This is a genomic window from Lunatimonas lonarensis (assembly GCF_000390185.1).
GTDB classification, from domain to species: domain Bacteria; phylum Bacteroidota; class Bacteroidia; order Cytophagales; family Cyclobacteriaceae; genus Lunatimonas; species Lunatimonas lonarensis.
Genome location: NZ_AQHR01000044.1, coordinates 1 through 13,789, shown reverse-complemented (window position 1 = coordinate 13,789; position 13,789 = coordinate 1). Strand labels below are relative to the sequence as shown.

The window sequence follows — 13,789 nt, the reverse complement described above, 5'->3', positions numbered from 1 at the left end:
TGGTAGCGAGGACGGGAGTTGAACCCGTGACCTCAGGGTTATGAATCCTGCGCTCTAACCGACTGAGCTACCTCGCCATATTACCAATACACTTTTATAAATAACTACTTCCGGGAGTTGAACCGGTGTCCGCCTGGGCGGATATGAATCCTTCGCTCTAACCGACTGAGCTACTTGGCTATTAGATACATCCCAAACACTGATATCGAGCCACTTGCCTAGAAACAGTACATTTCGCTGCTTGGTAAATCTCCAAAACTACGTAAGGTAGTTCGGCATTTGTTCAAATTGTTTGTACCTTACAAACCAATGAAGGAACATTCTTATTTGATACCACAGCTTCTCTGAAGAAACAAAACCTTTCACGAAGCGAAGGCACGCCCCTCGTTTGGGAATGCAAATATGTGGGTATAAATATTGAATTGCAAGCGGGATTCCTAAAAAAAATGGTTACTTTTTCTGAATCAAATGTTATCTGCCATGGCGAAAAATAAATTCGTATCTGACTATCAGATCAATACTTCCAAGAAGGTTATCTATCCGTACCTGAGCACTGCCAGTGGACTTTCGCAATGGTTCGCCGATGATGTGATTATCAACGAAGACAAAGCCTACAATTTCATATACGACGGGGAGGATCATTTTGCAAGGCCGACCATCATGCGTATCAACCATCATGTCAAATTTGAATTTTTTGACCCGAGTGATGAGGAAGGCGGAGACGACGATCCCTCTTACATCGAGTTTCGACTCGATGAAAATGAGCTCACGCAGACCTTTTATCTCCGGGTTATTGATTATGGAGATACCTACGATCAGCAGGAACAGCAGGATATTTGGGAGGGATTGATCAGCAGTCTAAAAGAAATAATAGGGGGGTAATCGTTCGGTATTTTGTAACTTTGGCATTCGAAAGATGATTTGGTACATACATTGATATCCGTTGGATTCGTTAGCTCAATGCGCATATACCTAATTGGGATACGGATGCCCAAATCGCCAACCTCGGGTCAGCCGATTTGGGGGTGGTTCAAGCCGATGACTATACATACCTAGGTGAAAAAACTGGATAAACTTATACTGGGGTCTTTTATTGGGCCTTTTTTACTGACTTTTGTGGTGGTCGATTTCATCCTTCTGACAGTAAATATGCTCAAGTATTTCGATGAGATATTCGGTAAGGATCTCCCGTTTGCTGTGTACATGGAGCTTATAGGGTATTTTGTGATCAGTATATCACCCATGGCACTTCCCCTTGCCGTGTTACTTTCATCCCTGATGACCTTTGGTAACCTTGGTGAGCATTTTGAGCTCACAGCCATAAAAAGCAGCGGCATTTCCCTTTTACGGGCGTTACTTCCGATTGGGGTATTTGTAGCTATTCTTACCGTTTTTGCCTACCTGTCGAACAATTACCTTGTACCCCGTGTAAACCTTAAAACATTCAGCCTTCTGTATGATATCCGAATGAAATCTCCTGCCCTAGATATTAAGGAAGGCGTATTTTACAATGGGATTCCCAACTATAGCATCAAGGTAAACCAAAAGCTGGATGAGGTACGGCTCCGTGATGTGCTGATATACGATCATACTTCGGGTCAGGGCAATATCCACGTGATTACCGCAGATTCCGGCAGAATGGAACCTTTTTTTAATGACAGATACATGATGTTGACGCTGTATAACGGTAATAGCTACCAAGAGGGACAAACCCAGCGAGGCATCAACGAAAAGCCACCTACGTTTAACCGTACCAAGTTCAGTACCAATCAGATGGTCTTTGATCTAGAGGCATTTGAGATGAACCGGACTCCGGAAAACCTTTGGTCAAACAACCGTTCCATCAAAAATATTCAGGAAATACGGATTGATTTGGATTCAATGGATCGCGAAATTGCCCAAAAATTATATTTCAATTACGCGTCCACCGAGGTGTCGTATGCCTATTTTGGTAGGGAGAGGAAGCTCATCCCTCCCCCGGATTTAGTGAAGAAAAAACTGGCAGCAGATTCTATCCGAAACCTTAAATACCAGGAAGAGTATGAGTTGACCCATGGGGTGAGATTGGAGGGGTCTGAGCTTAGTGAAAAGAGTGAAGCTGCCCGTATTCTGTCGGAGGAGCAGACAGATATTGGTGACGCGGCGGCAGTCGCTGCCGGTTCCGATGGAGCCGAGGTGCAGCCTTTGGCCGACCCCGACTCGGTAGAACTGGATTCGCTAGCTGCTGTGGATACCCTTTCGAGTCCATTACCGACCACAATGCCGGCACCTCCTGTCGTTCCGGAGAAAGAGCCCCTGATTGTGCTTACAGAAGCACAACGGGCCAGGTTGGATTCCTTGCAGAATACGCAGCGACATAGGATATCTGCGGCGGCGGGAGCGCTTACAAGCGCCCGGAATCTCAAAAACAATTTTACGACCAGCAAAAACCAGGTAGACGCACTGGAGCGTGAGTTCCGTCGATTCGAGATATCTTGGTTTCAGAAGTATACCCAAGCCATCGCCTGTTTTGTCATGTTTATGATAGGGGCTCCCCTGGGTGCCATCATAAAAAAGGGGGGATTGGGCATGCCGGTGTTGGTTTCGATTATCTTTTTTATACTCTATTATATGTTGACCATTACAGGAGAAAAGTGGGCGAAGGAAGCGGTCACCGGAACCTTGTTCGGAACCTCCTTTTCGATCCTGGCCTTGATTCCGTTTGGTTTGTTTTTTCTTCGACAGGCCCGGAAGGACGCAAGGATTTTTGAAGCGGACTTCTACTACGGTTTTTTCCAAAAGGTAAAACGGATGGTTCCCAAGCTGCGGAAACAGCAAAAGTTGAGGGAGGAATTTTTATAATACAAAAAATGATCATACCTTTGTGACTGTTTTTATTAACATAGCCGTATTAACTTGACTAAGCATGTATTTAAGTAAAGAAAAAAAATCAGAGTTGTTTAAGAATCATGGTCGGTTGAAGTCTGAAAAGGATACGGGTTCTCCAGAAGCGCAAATTGCGTTGTTTTCTTATAGAATCCAACACTTGACAGAACACCTCAAGGTAAACAAAAAAGACCACTCTTCCCGATTGGGCCTGTTGAAGCTGGTAGGAAAGAGAAGAAGTCTTTTGAATTATCTCGTCAAAAACGATATCGAAAGGTACCGATCGATCATATCCGAATTGGGTATCCGTAAATAACTTTATAGTAAGGTTCTTCCAAGGAAGGACCTTACTTTTTTTGTTTTCGCTGTAGTAAACCTTACTTTTAAAACTATTCACCTTATAGAATCATTACAATTTTATGTTACCAAACGTTGTTAGTAAGACTATCGTCCTTGAGGACGGTAGGGAAATCACCATTGAAACCGGAGCCTTGGCGAAGCAAGCCGATGGCTCGGTAGTTGTAAAAATGGGAAAAGCCATGTTATTGGCTACCATTGTGACCAAGAATGAAGCTGGGGAAGGAGTGGACTTTCTCCCGTTATCAGTCGATTACCAAGAGAAATTTGCGGCATCCGGCAAGATACCCGGAGGTTTTTTGAAGCGTGAGGGAAGGTTGTCTGACTACGAAGTGCTGATCAGCCGATTGGTCGATCGTGCGGTACGTCCTTTATTTCCGGATGATTACCATGCTGATACCAATATCAGTATTACCTTGATGTCCTCAGACGAGGAAGTGTTGCCCGACGCCCTCGCTGGACTGGCAGCATCCGCCGCCATTGCCGTATCGGATATCCCCTTTAACGGGCCTATTTCCGAGGTTCGTGTGGCCAAAGTGGATGGTCGTTTGATTATCAACCCCAAGCCCCAAGAATTGAAGCTTGCTACGCTTGAGTTTATGGTCGCCGGTTCGGAGGAATTTATCCTAATGGTAGAGGGAGAGGCAGACGAAATCACCGAGGACGAGATGGTGGAAGCCCTTGAGTTTGCCCACCAGGAGGTTAAGCGTCACTGTGCAATCCAGAAGGAACTGACTTTGGCCGTAGGCAAAGGACAGAAGAGGAGCTATACCCACGAAACCCACGACGAAGGTTTACTAGCACGCATGAAGCAGGAGCTCTATGGCCCCTGTTATGAGGTGGTAAGCCGGCAGATTGCCAACAAAAATGAGCGCTCGGAACTGATAAAGGCCATCAAACAAGGGTTTGTTGAAAGCCTCGGAGAGGATCACGGATTTGATAAATTTTTGATCGACAAGTATTTTGGCAAAATCCACAAAGAAGCCGCGCGTAATTTTACGCTGAACGAGAAAAAGCGCCTTGACGGCAGAAATCCCAACGAGATCCGCCCTATCTGGTCGGTGGTCGATTACCTTCCTTCTGCCCATGGGTCAGCGGTATTTACCAGGGGAGAGACCCAATCGGTTACTACTTGTACGTTAGGAACTAAGCTTGATGAGCAGATGATAGACGGAGCGGTGCATTCCGGATATAACAAATTTTATCTGCACTATAATTTCCCGGGATTTTCTACCGGTGAGGTGAAGCCAAATCGTGGACCAGGGCGAAGAGAAATCGGACACGGTAATTTGGCAATGAGAGCATTGAGAAGGGTTCTTCCCCCGGATGCTGAAAACCCCTACACCATCCGGGTAGTCTCTGACATCCTAGAGTCCAACGGTTCCTCATCTATGGCAACCGTTTGTGCGGGATCCCTCGCTTTGATGGATGCAGGTGTTCCCATAAAGGCTCCTGTTACTGGAATCGCCATGGGAATGATATCCGATTCAACGACCGGAAATTACACCATTTTGTCTGATATTCTGGGTGATGAAGACCACCTGGGAGATATGGATTTTAAGGTTACTGGGACAGAAAAGGGCATCACTGCCTGCCAGATGGATTTGAAAGTGGAAGGACTGGATTATGCTGTTCTTAAAGAAGCACTCTATCAGGCCAAAGATGGTAGACTACATATTCTTGATGAAATAAGGAAGACGTTGTCGGCACCAAGGGCTGAGTATAAGCCTCATGCCCCTAGATCACAGAACATGGAAATTCCTAAGGAATTGATCGGTGCGGTTATCGGTCCCGGAGGAAAGGTAATTCAGGAGATCCAGAAAGACACCGGTGCCACCATCATCATTGAAGAGGTGGATAATATGGGCAAAATCAATATTTTTGCCAATAACCAGACTTCCATGGATGGAGCAATCAAACGAATCAAAGCAATCGTAGCCCAGCCAGAGATCGGTGAAGTATATACAGGGAAGGTTAAGAACATTATGCCTTTTGGTGCTTTTGTGGAGTTTATGCCCGGTAAGGATGGCCTTCTGCACATTTCTGAGATTAAGTGGGAGCGATTGGAGTCCATGGACGGCGTACTGGAGTCGGGTGAAGAGATCACTGTGAAGCTGATTGATGTGGATAAGAAAACCGGTAAGTTTAAGCTTTCCAGAAAGGTTTTGTTGCCCAAGCCGGAAAAATCTGATAAACCAGGCCAGAAATCCTAAGTTCCGTTTAAACAATAAACATAGATTGAACTTATTTTAAGGATAGTTCTGTTATATAAGGCGTTTTAAAAAATCAGATACTTGAATGAGGCAGCTTAAAATCAGCAAACAGATTACCAACAGAGAAAGCCAGTCTCTGGACAAATACCTACAGGAAATAGGCAAGGTGGACTTACTTACCGCAGATGAGGAAGTGGTTCTGGCGAAGCGAATCAGGGAGGGAGACCAACTTGCGCTCGAAAAGCTTACCAAAGCCAACCTGAGATTTGTGGTTTCTGTTGCCAAGCAGTATCAAAATCAGGGTTTGTCATTGGGAGACCTGATCAACGAAGGTAATCTCGGTCTTATCAAGGCAGCCCAACGTTTTGACGAAACCCGTGGGTTTAAGTTTATCTCCTATGCGGTTTGGTGGATCCGTCAGTCCATTCTTCAGGCCTTGGCGGAGCAGTCCCGTATTGTTAGGCTTCCGCTTAACAGGGTTGGGTCTCTTAATAAGATAAGCAAGACGTTTTCGGAACTGGAGCAAAAGTTTGAACGCGAACCTTCTCCTGAGGAGCTGGCCGAAGTATTGGAAGTGACCGCCGGTGAGGTGGTGGATACCATGAAAATATCGGGACGCCATGTATCCATGGACGCGCCTTTCGTTCAGGGAGAGGAAAACAGCCTGCTTGACGTGTTGGAAAACGATGGAGAGACCAAGCCGGATGATGGGCTGATGAACGATTCGCTCCGTAAGGAGGTGCAACGGGCACTTTCTACGCTAACCCAGCGTGAGGCCGATGTTATTACCCTTTATTTTGGATTGAATGGCGAACATGCGATGACACTCGAGGAAATAGGCGAGAAGTTCAATCTCACCAGGGAGCGGGTACGTCAGATAAAGGAAAAGGCGATTCGCAGATTAAGGCATACTTCCAGAAGTAAAACCCTAAAGCCCTACTTGGGCTAGGTTTTTACGGATAGAGGAAAAAAGTGCAGAGGGGTTTTCAGCCCCTCTTTTTTTGGCCTTTATGTGTTAATTTAGGTTAAAAAGCACCTCCTTCTGTGTCTTTGTTCCTTTGTTTATTAGGCAAAATTGGCAAAATTTGCCGTTTCATAAGATTATGCATCGATGCAAAAAGAAATAGAACACGTAAAAGTACTCATAATAGGTTCAGGTCCGGCGGGCTATACCGCTGCAATATACGCAGCAAGGGCGGGTTTAAACCCGGTGTTGTATACCGGTGTACAGCCGGGAGGGCAGCTTACCATCACTACGGACGTGGAGAATTACCCCGGATATCCTGAGGGTGTGATGGGCCCCGAAATGATGGAGGACTTCCGGAAGCAGGCAGAGCGGTTTGGGACGGACGTAAGGTATGGTATCATTACCAACGTTGATTTTAGTGGATATCCACATCGAGTGACTGTCGATGAATCGAACGAGCTATTGGCCGATGCTGTGATTATCTCTACCGGTGCGTCAGCCAAGTGGTTGGGATTGGAAAGCGAAACCAGATTGAATGGTAGGGGAGTATCTGCCTGTGCGGTTTGCGATGGTTTCTTCTTCCGTGGCCAGGAAGTGGCGATCGTTGGGGGTGGGGATACGGCCTGCGAGGAGGCATCCTACCTCTCCAATATTTGTAAGAAGGTATATATGATCGTGCGCAGGGATGAGTTGCGAGCCTCGCAGATCATGCAGAAGCGGGTGCTGAGCAACCCAAAGATTGAAGTACTGTGGAATCATCAGACTGTGGAGGTGCTTGGAGAGGAAGAAGTTACCGGGGTTTCGCTGAAAAACTCAGTAACCGGAGCACTGCGAGAGTTGCCGGTATCGGCTTTTTTTGTGGCAATCGGCCATCAGCCAAACACCGGTGTTTTTTCCGGATTTATTGATATGGATGAAAGTGGCTACATACAGACCGTTCCAGGATCTACCAAAACAAACATTCCGGGGGTATTCGCTTGTGGGGACGCCCAGGATAACGTATATAGACAAGCTGTGACGGCGGCAGGCACCGGATGTATGGCCGCGCTGGATGCGGAGCGGTTTTTGGCTGAACATGAACTAGCCTAGCCCTGTCTATGGCAAAATCCCCGATTTGCTGTTTGTTTGGAATACTATGCATGCTGTGTTCCCTGGTTGCGGAAGCGCAGGTAAACAACCGGCTGATAAAAAAGTCACCTGCAAGGGACTCCATGGTGCCGGACCAAAAGAAGTTGCAGCCGTTTGATGTTCAGGAATACCTGAGCAATCTGCAACGTGGAACCGATTCACTGATTTTCAGTGGTGGCATAGATCTAAAGAAGCGCCTATCTATAGTTAATGAGGACACGCTTTCGATCGTATGGGCACCTACCAATCAATTAGTACAGGTGTCCGAAAAGGTGCTGATCGATAGTATTTGGGTAACAGCTTACGAGTATTTTTCCTCCTGGGATAGCAAGAAAATCGATATTTACGATTTTAACCCGAAGGATTTTAAGGATACCATCCCTGTTCGATTGTATGATCCTGCCTACGGATCTCTCTGGAGTATGCCCTTGAAGGACAGTAGGGTTAGTTCGGAGTTTGGATTTAGGCGGTACCGATGGCATCATGGAATCGACCTCCGATTGAACGTGGGTGACACGGTGTTCGCTGCATTTGATGGGATCGTTCGGATGGCCAGCTACGACAGGTATGGCTATGGTTATTTCGTGGTGGTAAGACACCGAAATGGACTGGAGACCTTGTATGGTCATATGTCCAAGATTAGGGTAGAAGTAGGCGAGGAGGTGCGGGCAGGGGATATGCTTGGCAACGGTGGTAATACCGGAAGAAGTACGGGCCCCCACCTGCATTTTGAAGTGCGATTCAAGGGACTCTCGATTAATCCCCAGCACGTTTATGACTTTGAAAACCATCGGATCAGGCAATCGCTGTACACCATTACCGCAGCGAGTTTTGACCATGTGATCAAGATGCAGGAAGCAGTCATACACCGGGTGCGAAGTGGAGAAAACCTTTCCGTAATCGCCCGGAAATACGGTGTCACGGTTTCGCATATAACACGAATGAACAATATCTCAACCAGTACCGTGCTACGTGTAGGTATGAGGTTGAAAATACGCTGATCATGATAAAACTGGATATCTTGGCTATAGCTGCCCACCCCGATGATGCAGAGCTTTCCTGCTCCGGAACAATAGCCTCCCATGTTGCTAAGGGCTACAAGGTGGGTATTTTAGACCTGACGGAAGGTGAGATGGGAACCAGAGGTACTCCCGCCATCCGGATGGAGGAGTCGGCTACAGCTGCTGAAATCCTTGGTCTATCGGTCAGAGAGAACCTGGGGTTTGAGGATGTTTTTTTCACCGAGGAGAAGAAATACCAAGTAGCAATCGCCCGGATACTTCGCAAGTATCGCCCCGAAATTGTGCTGGCAAACGCCGTTGAGGATAGACATCCAGATCATGGGAAAGGTGGCAGCTTGGTAACCAAAGCTTGTTTTTTGAGCGGTCTGCGGCGATTGGAAACCGAGTTGGACGGTGTTTTGCAGCAGCCATGGCGGCCCAAAGCTGTCTATCACTACATCCAAAACAATTATATTGAGCCGGATTTGGTAGTGGACATTTCAGCTTACTGGGATATCAAAAAAGAAAGCATTCTGGCATTTAAGTCCCAGTTTTTTGACCCGGAGAGCAAGGAGCCCGAAAGCTTTATTTCCCGACCGGGCTTCTTGGATTTCATCGAAGCAAGGGCGAGAGAGATGGGACATAAGATCTCCGTTACCTACGGAGAGGGCTTTACCGTTGAGCGTGTGCCCGGAGTTGAGGACTTAATGGTGCTTGTTTAGGAATTTGATGCCAGTTGGCTCCAAAATCATTTGACACGGTTGTTCAGGGGGCTAAGCGTACGATTTTCCACGCGTTTGCTTCAAGTTCGTATTTGATCCTGTCATGCAGTCGGCCGGGCCGTCCCTGCCAAAATTCCAGCCGGTCTGCTATTAGCCGAAATCCACCCCAGTGGGCTGGACGGTGAAGTGCTTCCCTGCTGAATTTTTCCTCATAGGATTTTCTTTTTTCTTCGAGATAAAGGCGATCGGGTATTTCCTGACTTTGGGGGGACGTCCAGGCGCCGATCTGGCTTTCTAGGGGTCGCGAAAGAAAATATTCGTCTGACTCCTGTTCACTCACCCGCTCCGTTTTCCCCTCAATGCGCACCTGCCTCTCCATTTCCGGCCAGAAAAAATTAAGCGAGGCAAATGAGTTTTCGGTCAACTCACGCCCTTTTTTACTGGTGTAATTGGTGAAAAACACAAAACCGTGGTCAATACCCTTGAGAAGAACGATACGAGAAGTGGGTCTTCCATCCAGTCCGATCGTAGCTAGATTCATTGCGTTTGGCTCCATTACTTTGGCACTCAGCGCTTCCTCCATCCAGCGTTTGAATTGTTCTAAAGGACTTTTTTCGACCTTGTTTATTTCTAATATTTTGGAAGAATACTCCTTTCTTATATCAGCTATTTTCATTTTATAAATTTTTGGGGAAATCTAAATTAACACGACAAACATGGTTGGATTTAATTTTTTTTGCTATATATTGACGCTTCCAACTCAAAACTATTTTTGATGGAACTGGACACCACCATACCGCCACACGCCGGATGCCTGCTCATCTCCGAACCATTTCTACAAGACGAAAACTTCGTCAGATCGGTGATTCTACTCTGCGAAAATAACGAGAAAGGGTCCTTTGGCCTTGTTTTGAACAAACTTTCTTTGTTCAAATTGGGGGATTTGTTGGATATGCTATCCGAGGTAGAAAGTGATGTGTACGTGGGAGGCCCCGTGGAGCAAAACACCCTGCATTTTATCTATTTCGGACCAAAGCAACTGGAAGACAGCGTACCCCTACAAGGAGACCTTTGGTGGGGCGGCGATTTTAATGAACTGACGAGAAAGTTCAACGACGGCACCCTTGATATACATACGTTTCGGTTTTTTATAGGTTATTCCGGATGGTCGGGTGGGCAACTTGACGCGGAGCTGGAGGAAAAGACCTGGATCGTTTGCAGAAACGAGTTTACAGACCAGATTTTTTTTTCAGATCCGGATGAACTTTGGCGGGTAATCCTTAAAAACATGGGTGGGATGTATCAGGTTCTCGCAAATTATCCCATAGACCCAAGATTAAATTAAACCAAATTGATTACTTTTGTTTAGACACATTTGCGTAGTTTTTACGCGTAGCATATTATGGAGAATGACAAAGAAATGTCCCAAGAAGACAATAAGGTGACCCAACAGGTAAATGAACAGGTAGAAGCTGGTAGTAAGGTGGGAGCTCATGAAGTAAATGCCGAATCCGAGGAGGAACAGGTTGAAGAGAACCACGAGGAGGAGGCAATCGATTACAGTGGGTATTCAAAACTGAAGTTGCTACAGGCACTGAAGGATATTTTGAACGAAAACGAGTACATCAAAAAGGACGCTCTGGTAAACGATATCAAGAGCCATTTCGATGAAATATATCATAAAGAGAAAGATTCCGCATTGGAACAGTTTCTGTCCAACGGGGGTGAGGCTGACGATTTTGCTTACCGGGATGCGGATGAAGACAAGTTGTTTTTTGTAGCCTATCATGAGTTTAAATCCCGACGGTCCAAACAGATAAAGGAAAACGAGCGGGTAAAGGAGCAAAATGCGTTGGCGAAAAATGCGGTACTTGATAAACTTAGGGAGTTGGTAGATAGTGAGGAGACTACCTCCAGCATCAATGCGATTAAAGCTATCCAGCAGGAGTGGAAGAGTATCGGTCCGGTTCCGGCCAACCAAAATAAGAACCTGTGGGCTTCGTATAACGCATTGATGGATCGTTTCTACGATAATCAAAGCATCTATTTCGAGCTCAAGGAACTTGATCGAAAAAAGAACCTGGAGAACAAATCCGAGATTTGTGAAAGGGCCGAGGGGCTGGCAGCTATTGATGATTTAAAAGAAGCCATTAAGGTTCTCAATGAACTTCACGAGGAGTTCAAGCATATTGGTCCGGTACCCAGAGAGGAACAAGAGCGGGTGTGGCAGCGCTTTAAGGCTGCTTCTGATGCCGTTTATGCTAGGCGCAAAGATTACTATGAGGCACAGAAATCTGTGTTCAAAGGCAATTTGGATTTGAAGCTGAAGCTAATTGAGAAGTTGCAGCCTTTCAAGGATTTTCAGGCAGATCGGATAAAGGAATGGAATCTGAAAACAAAAGAAATGCTTTCGATCCAAAAGGATTGGGAGGCCATAGGTCCGGTTCCAAAGGAAAATGGAAAGGATGTAAACAAGGCGTTTTGGGGGTTGTTTAAACAGTTTTTCAGCCATAAAAACCAGTTTTTTAAAGAGCTTGATGATATCCGGAAAAAAAATAAGGAAAAGGCGGAGCAATTGATCGCAGAGGCGGAAAAATTCCAGGAAAGTACGGATTGGAAGCACGCCGCCGATGAGTTGATTCGCCTGCAAAAGGAATGGAAAGGGCTTGGGCCTATGCCCGAAAAAATACGTGATGAGTTGTACAACCGGTTTAAGACGGCCTGTGACACCTTTTTCCAGAGTCGTAGAAATTCAAACAAGGAGGCAAACAAGGAATATGAAGACAATCTGGCCAAAAAGGCGGAGTTATGCCGTCGGATTGTGGAAGAGGCCAAAACGGGTTCGGGATTGAGTGAGGAGCAATTGGAGCACTACATCCATGAGTTCAATGCAATCGGATTTGTACCAAGAAAAAACATGAAGGAAATTTCGGCTTCCTTTTCGGATGCCGTAGATGCCTACATCGGCCGGTTGGGAGTTGAGGGCGCTGATAAGGAGGAATTTTTGTTCCGGCTTAACCTCAATAAAATCCAGGCAGATCCGAACAGCGCAAGGGTTCTGAACAAAAAGGAGCATGGAATCCGCAAGCAGATTACCGACTTGGAGAACAGTATTACGCTTTGGAAAAATAACCTTGAATTTTTTGCGGCATCCAAAACCGCAGATAAACTCAAAGATCAGTTTGAGGTAAAAATTGACAAAGCGGAACAGGAGGTGGATCGTCTCAAAAAGAAACTTTCGATCATCCGGGAATTTTAATTTACTCATTCTAAGGGTGGTTTCCTTTTTGTTGGAAAATTCCACCTAAATTGTTTGATCAATATCGGATCAACTTCTATATTTGCACTCGCAATGACCGAAAAGGTAGCTGAGTTTTTTCTTCAAACTCTTGTTGTACTTATTCAAGTTGTCGTTTTTCGCCTCCTTAGCTCAGCTGGTAGAGCAACTGACTTGTAATCAGTAGGTCGCTGGTTCGATCCCGGCAGGGGGCTCTTTAAAGGTAGCACATGAGTGCTGCCTTTTTTTTTGCCATTTTCGCAAAGCTGCCCCCGGTGTTTTAATGTGTGTGTATTTGAAGACGGTGGGTCTAGCGGGACGGTGAATGGTTTCACAGCCGAGAAAATAATTGAAATTTTCCGCTAAAATTTGCATTGTCGAGAATCTTTTTTACATTTGTAATACTTGAAAATGCTTTTTAAAACCAATAAACTGTAGTTCGATGATAGATATAGTGTTGATCGATGATGATGTGGTAAGCAGTTTTGTTACAGAGAAGTTTTTGCAAAAACACATCAAGCAACCTTTTAGGGTTTTTAAGTTTTCCAATGCTACGGATGCTCTAAAAGAGATTTATTCCATAAAGCCAAATTACCTTTTTGTCGACCTTTTGATGCCCCAAATGACTGGATGGGATTTTATCGAAAACTTGGATCCGACGGCTCTTCAGTCCAAGATTTACATATTAAGTGGTTCGGTTGACGAACGGGATATTGAGCGGGTCGACGAATCCGGCAAGGTAGTTGGTTTTCTTCCGAAACAACATGTTCAGAAATCTATACAGGAGATTTTTTCCTGTTAGCCAGTCGAATCCTCGTTACTTTTTTCAATTTAGTTTGCGGACGTTGCTTGATTGGGTAAGGGATTATCCACAGTTGTTTAATTGGTAGGTTATCGTTTTTTTGATCGGAGGGAAGTCTCGAAAGTTGAAGATAGTTGGGCGTGGTTTTAGAAACGACTCCGATAGACAAAAATCACTATATTTAACATATCAAGAAAAGCATAATGGATAACATACAGAGAAAACTGATTATTGAAAACGCAAAAACATTTTTCAGAAATGAAATTGTTAAAAACCATATTGACGGGGCCTGCAAAAGAGCCAGTAAATTATCAGAATACAACGTAAACCCCTTTTTATTTAAGTATTTAGCAAATTTTTTAACAGGAAATGATGATGCTGAAAGTATAGCAAGAGCCTTGGTGCTTCCGAGAAGTATAATACTCCCCATTTGTTGGACCAAAAGTTACAGGTACTA

Annotated in this window: 13 protein-coding genes and 2 tRNA genes; 13 read left to right on the top strand and 2 right to left on the bottom strand. The window is 45.3% G+C overall.

The features are described from left to right. A tRNA-Met gene (locus tag ADIS_RS06695) sits at positions 1 to 77 on the bottom strand. A 403-nt stretch (positions 78 to 480) separates the two neighbouring features. On the opposite strand from ADIS_RS06695, the gene ADIS_RS06690 reads away from it, so the two are divergent. The 8 genes from ADIS_RS06690 (at position 481) to bshB1 (ending at position 9,253) form a co-directional block, all read left to right on the top strand. Next, positions 481 to 882 carry an START-like domain-containing protein gene (locus ADIS_RS06690; RefSeq protein WP_010853625.1) on the top strand — a complete coding sequence of 134 codons (402 nt, stop codon included), beginning with the start codon at positions 481 to 483 and terminating at the stop codon, positions 880 to 882. Between the two features lie 174 nt (positions 883 to 1,056). Beyond that, entirely contained in the window at positions 1,057 to 2,841 is a 1,785-nt protein-coding gene (locus tag ADIS_RS06685; protein WP_010853624.1) for an LptF/LptG family permease, read from the top strand. Between the two features lie 64 nt (positions 2,842 to 2,905). Continuing rightward, positions 2,906 to 3,181, top strand: coding sequence for a 30S ribosomal protein S15 (rpsO, locus tag ADIS_RS06680; RefSeq protein WP_010853623.1), 276 nt, complete (start codon positions 2,906 to 2,908; stop codon positions 3,179 to 3,181). A 103-nt stretch (positions 3,182 to 3,284) separates the two neighbouring features. Beyond that, positions 3,285 to 5,435, top strand: a complete 2,151-nt coding sequence (gene pnp / locus ADIS_RS06675; RefSeq protein ID WP_010853622.1) for a polyribonucleotide nucleotidyltransferase — start codon at positions 3,285 to 3,287, stop codon at positions 5,433 to 5,435. 85 nt (positions 5,436 to 5,520) lie between these two features. Next, a complete protein-coding gene (locus ADIS_RS06670) occupies positions 5,521 to 6,384 on the top strand; it encodes a sigma-70 family RNA polymerase sigma factor (protein ID WP_010853621.1) in 864 nt (287 codons plus the stop codon). 162 nt (positions 6,385 to 6,546) lie between these two features. Further along, positions 6,547 to 7,491: a thioredoxin-disulfide reductase gene (trxB, locus tag ADIS_RS06665; RefSeq protein WP_010853620.1), complete on the top strand. Its 945-nt coding sequence runs from the start codon at positions 6,547 to 6,549 to the stop codon at positions 7,489 to 7,491. Between the two features lie 50 nt (positions 7,492 to 7,541). Continuing rightward, positions 7,542 to 8,531: a peptidoglycan DD-metalloendopeptidase family protein gene (locus ADIS_RS06660; RefSeq protein ID WP_010853619.1), complete on the top strand. Its 990-nt coding sequence runs from the start codon at positions 7,542 to 7,544 to the stop codon at positions 8,529 to 8,531. A 5-nt stretch (positions 8,532 to 8,536) separates the two neighbouring features. Continuing rightward, positions 8,537 to 9,253, top strand: coding sequence for a bacillithiol biosynthesis deacetylase BshB1 (gene bshB1 / locus ADIS_RS06655; protein ID WP_035805042.1), 717 nt, complete (start codon positions 8,537 to 8,539; stop codon positions 9,251 to 9,253). A gap of 43 nt (positions 9,254 to 9,296) precedes the next feature. Here the strand turns inward: bshB1 and pdxH are convergent, their stop codons facing one another. Then, positions 9,297 to 9,929: a pyridoxamine 5'-phosphate oxidase gene (gene pdxH / locus ADIS_RS06650; RefSeq protein WP_010853617.1), complete on the bottom strand. Its 633-nt coding sequence runs from the start codon at positions 9,927 to 9,929 to the stop codon at positions 9,297 to 9,299. Between the two features lie 99 nt (positions 9,930 to 10,028). On the opposite strand from pdxH, the gene ADIS_RS06645 reads away from it, so the two are divergent. The 5 genes from ADIS_RS06645 to ADIS_RS06625 form a co-directional block, all read left to right on the top strand. Beyond that, positions 10,029 to 10,598 carry a YqgE/AlgH family protein gene (locus ADIS_RS06645; RefSeq protein ID WP_035804996.1) on the top strand — a complete coding sequence of 190 codons (570 nt, stop codon included), beginning with the start codon at positions 10,029 to 10,031 and terminating at the stop codon, positions 10,596 to 10,598. Positions 10,599 to 10,655: 57 nt separating this feature from the next. Then, a complete protein-coding gene (locus ADIS_RS06640; protein WP_010853615.1) occupies positions 10,656 to 12,512 on the top strand; it encodes a DUF349 domain-containing protein in 1,857 nt (618 codons plus the stop codon). A 160-nt stretch (positions 12,513 to 12,672) separates the two neighbouring features. Continuing rightward, positions 12,673 to 12,745 (top strand) — tRNA-Thr (locus tag ADIS_RS06635). Positions 12,746 to 12,972: 227 nt separating this feature from the next. Continuing rightward, positions 12,973 to 13,332, top strand: a complete 360-nt coding sequence (locus ADIS_RS06630) for a response regulator (protein WP_010853614.1) — start codon at positions 12,973 to 12,975, stop codon at positions 13,330 to 13,332. 203 nt (positions 13,333 to 13,535) lie between these two features. After that, a partial coding sequence (locus ADIS_RS06625) for a PDDEXK family nuclease (protein WP_035804994.1) occupies positions 13,536 to 13,789 on the top strand: 254 nt, incomplete at its 3' end.

Bases quoted from the DNA above. Each gene is read 5' to 3' on its own strand.
- ADIS_RS06690 (WP_010853625.1), top strand. From the start codon at position 481: ATGGCGAAAAATAAATTCGTATCTGACTATCAGATCAATACTTCCAAG.
- rpsO (WP_010853623.1), top strand. From the start codon at position 2,906: ATGTATTTAAGTAAAGAAAAAAAATCAGAGTTGTTTAAGAATCATGGT.
- pnp (WP_010853622.1), top strand. From the start codon at position 3,285: ATGTTACCAAACGTTGTTAGTAAGACTATCGTCCTTGAGGACGGTAGG.
- ADIS_RS06670 (WP_010853621.1), top strand. From the start codon at position 5,521: ATGAGGCAGCTTAAAATCAGCAAACAGATTACCAACAGAGAAAGCCAG.
- trxB (WP_010853620.1), top strand. From the start codon at position 6,547: ATGCAAAAAGAAATAGAACACGTAAAAGTACTCATAATAGGTTCAGGT.
- ADIS_RS06660 (WP_010853619.1), top strand. From the start codon at position 7,542: ATGCTGTGTTCCCTGGTTGCGGAAGCGCAGGTAAACAACCGGCTGATA.
- pdxH (WP_010853617.1), bottom strand. From the start codon at position 9,929: ATGAAAATAGCTGATATAAGAAAGGAGTATTCTTCCAAAATATTAGAA.
- ADIS_RS06645 (WP_035804996.1), top strand. From the start codon at position 10,029: ATGGAACTGGACACCACCATACCGCCACACGCCGGATGCCTGCTCATC.
- ADIS_RS06640 (WP_010853615.1), top strand. From the start codon at position 10,656: ATGGAGAATGACAAAGAAATGTCCCAAGAAGACAATAAGGTGACCCAA.
- ADIS_RS06630 (WP_010853614.1), top strand. From the start codon at position 12,973: ATGATAGATATAGTGTTGATCGATGATGATGTGGTAAGCAGTTTTGTT.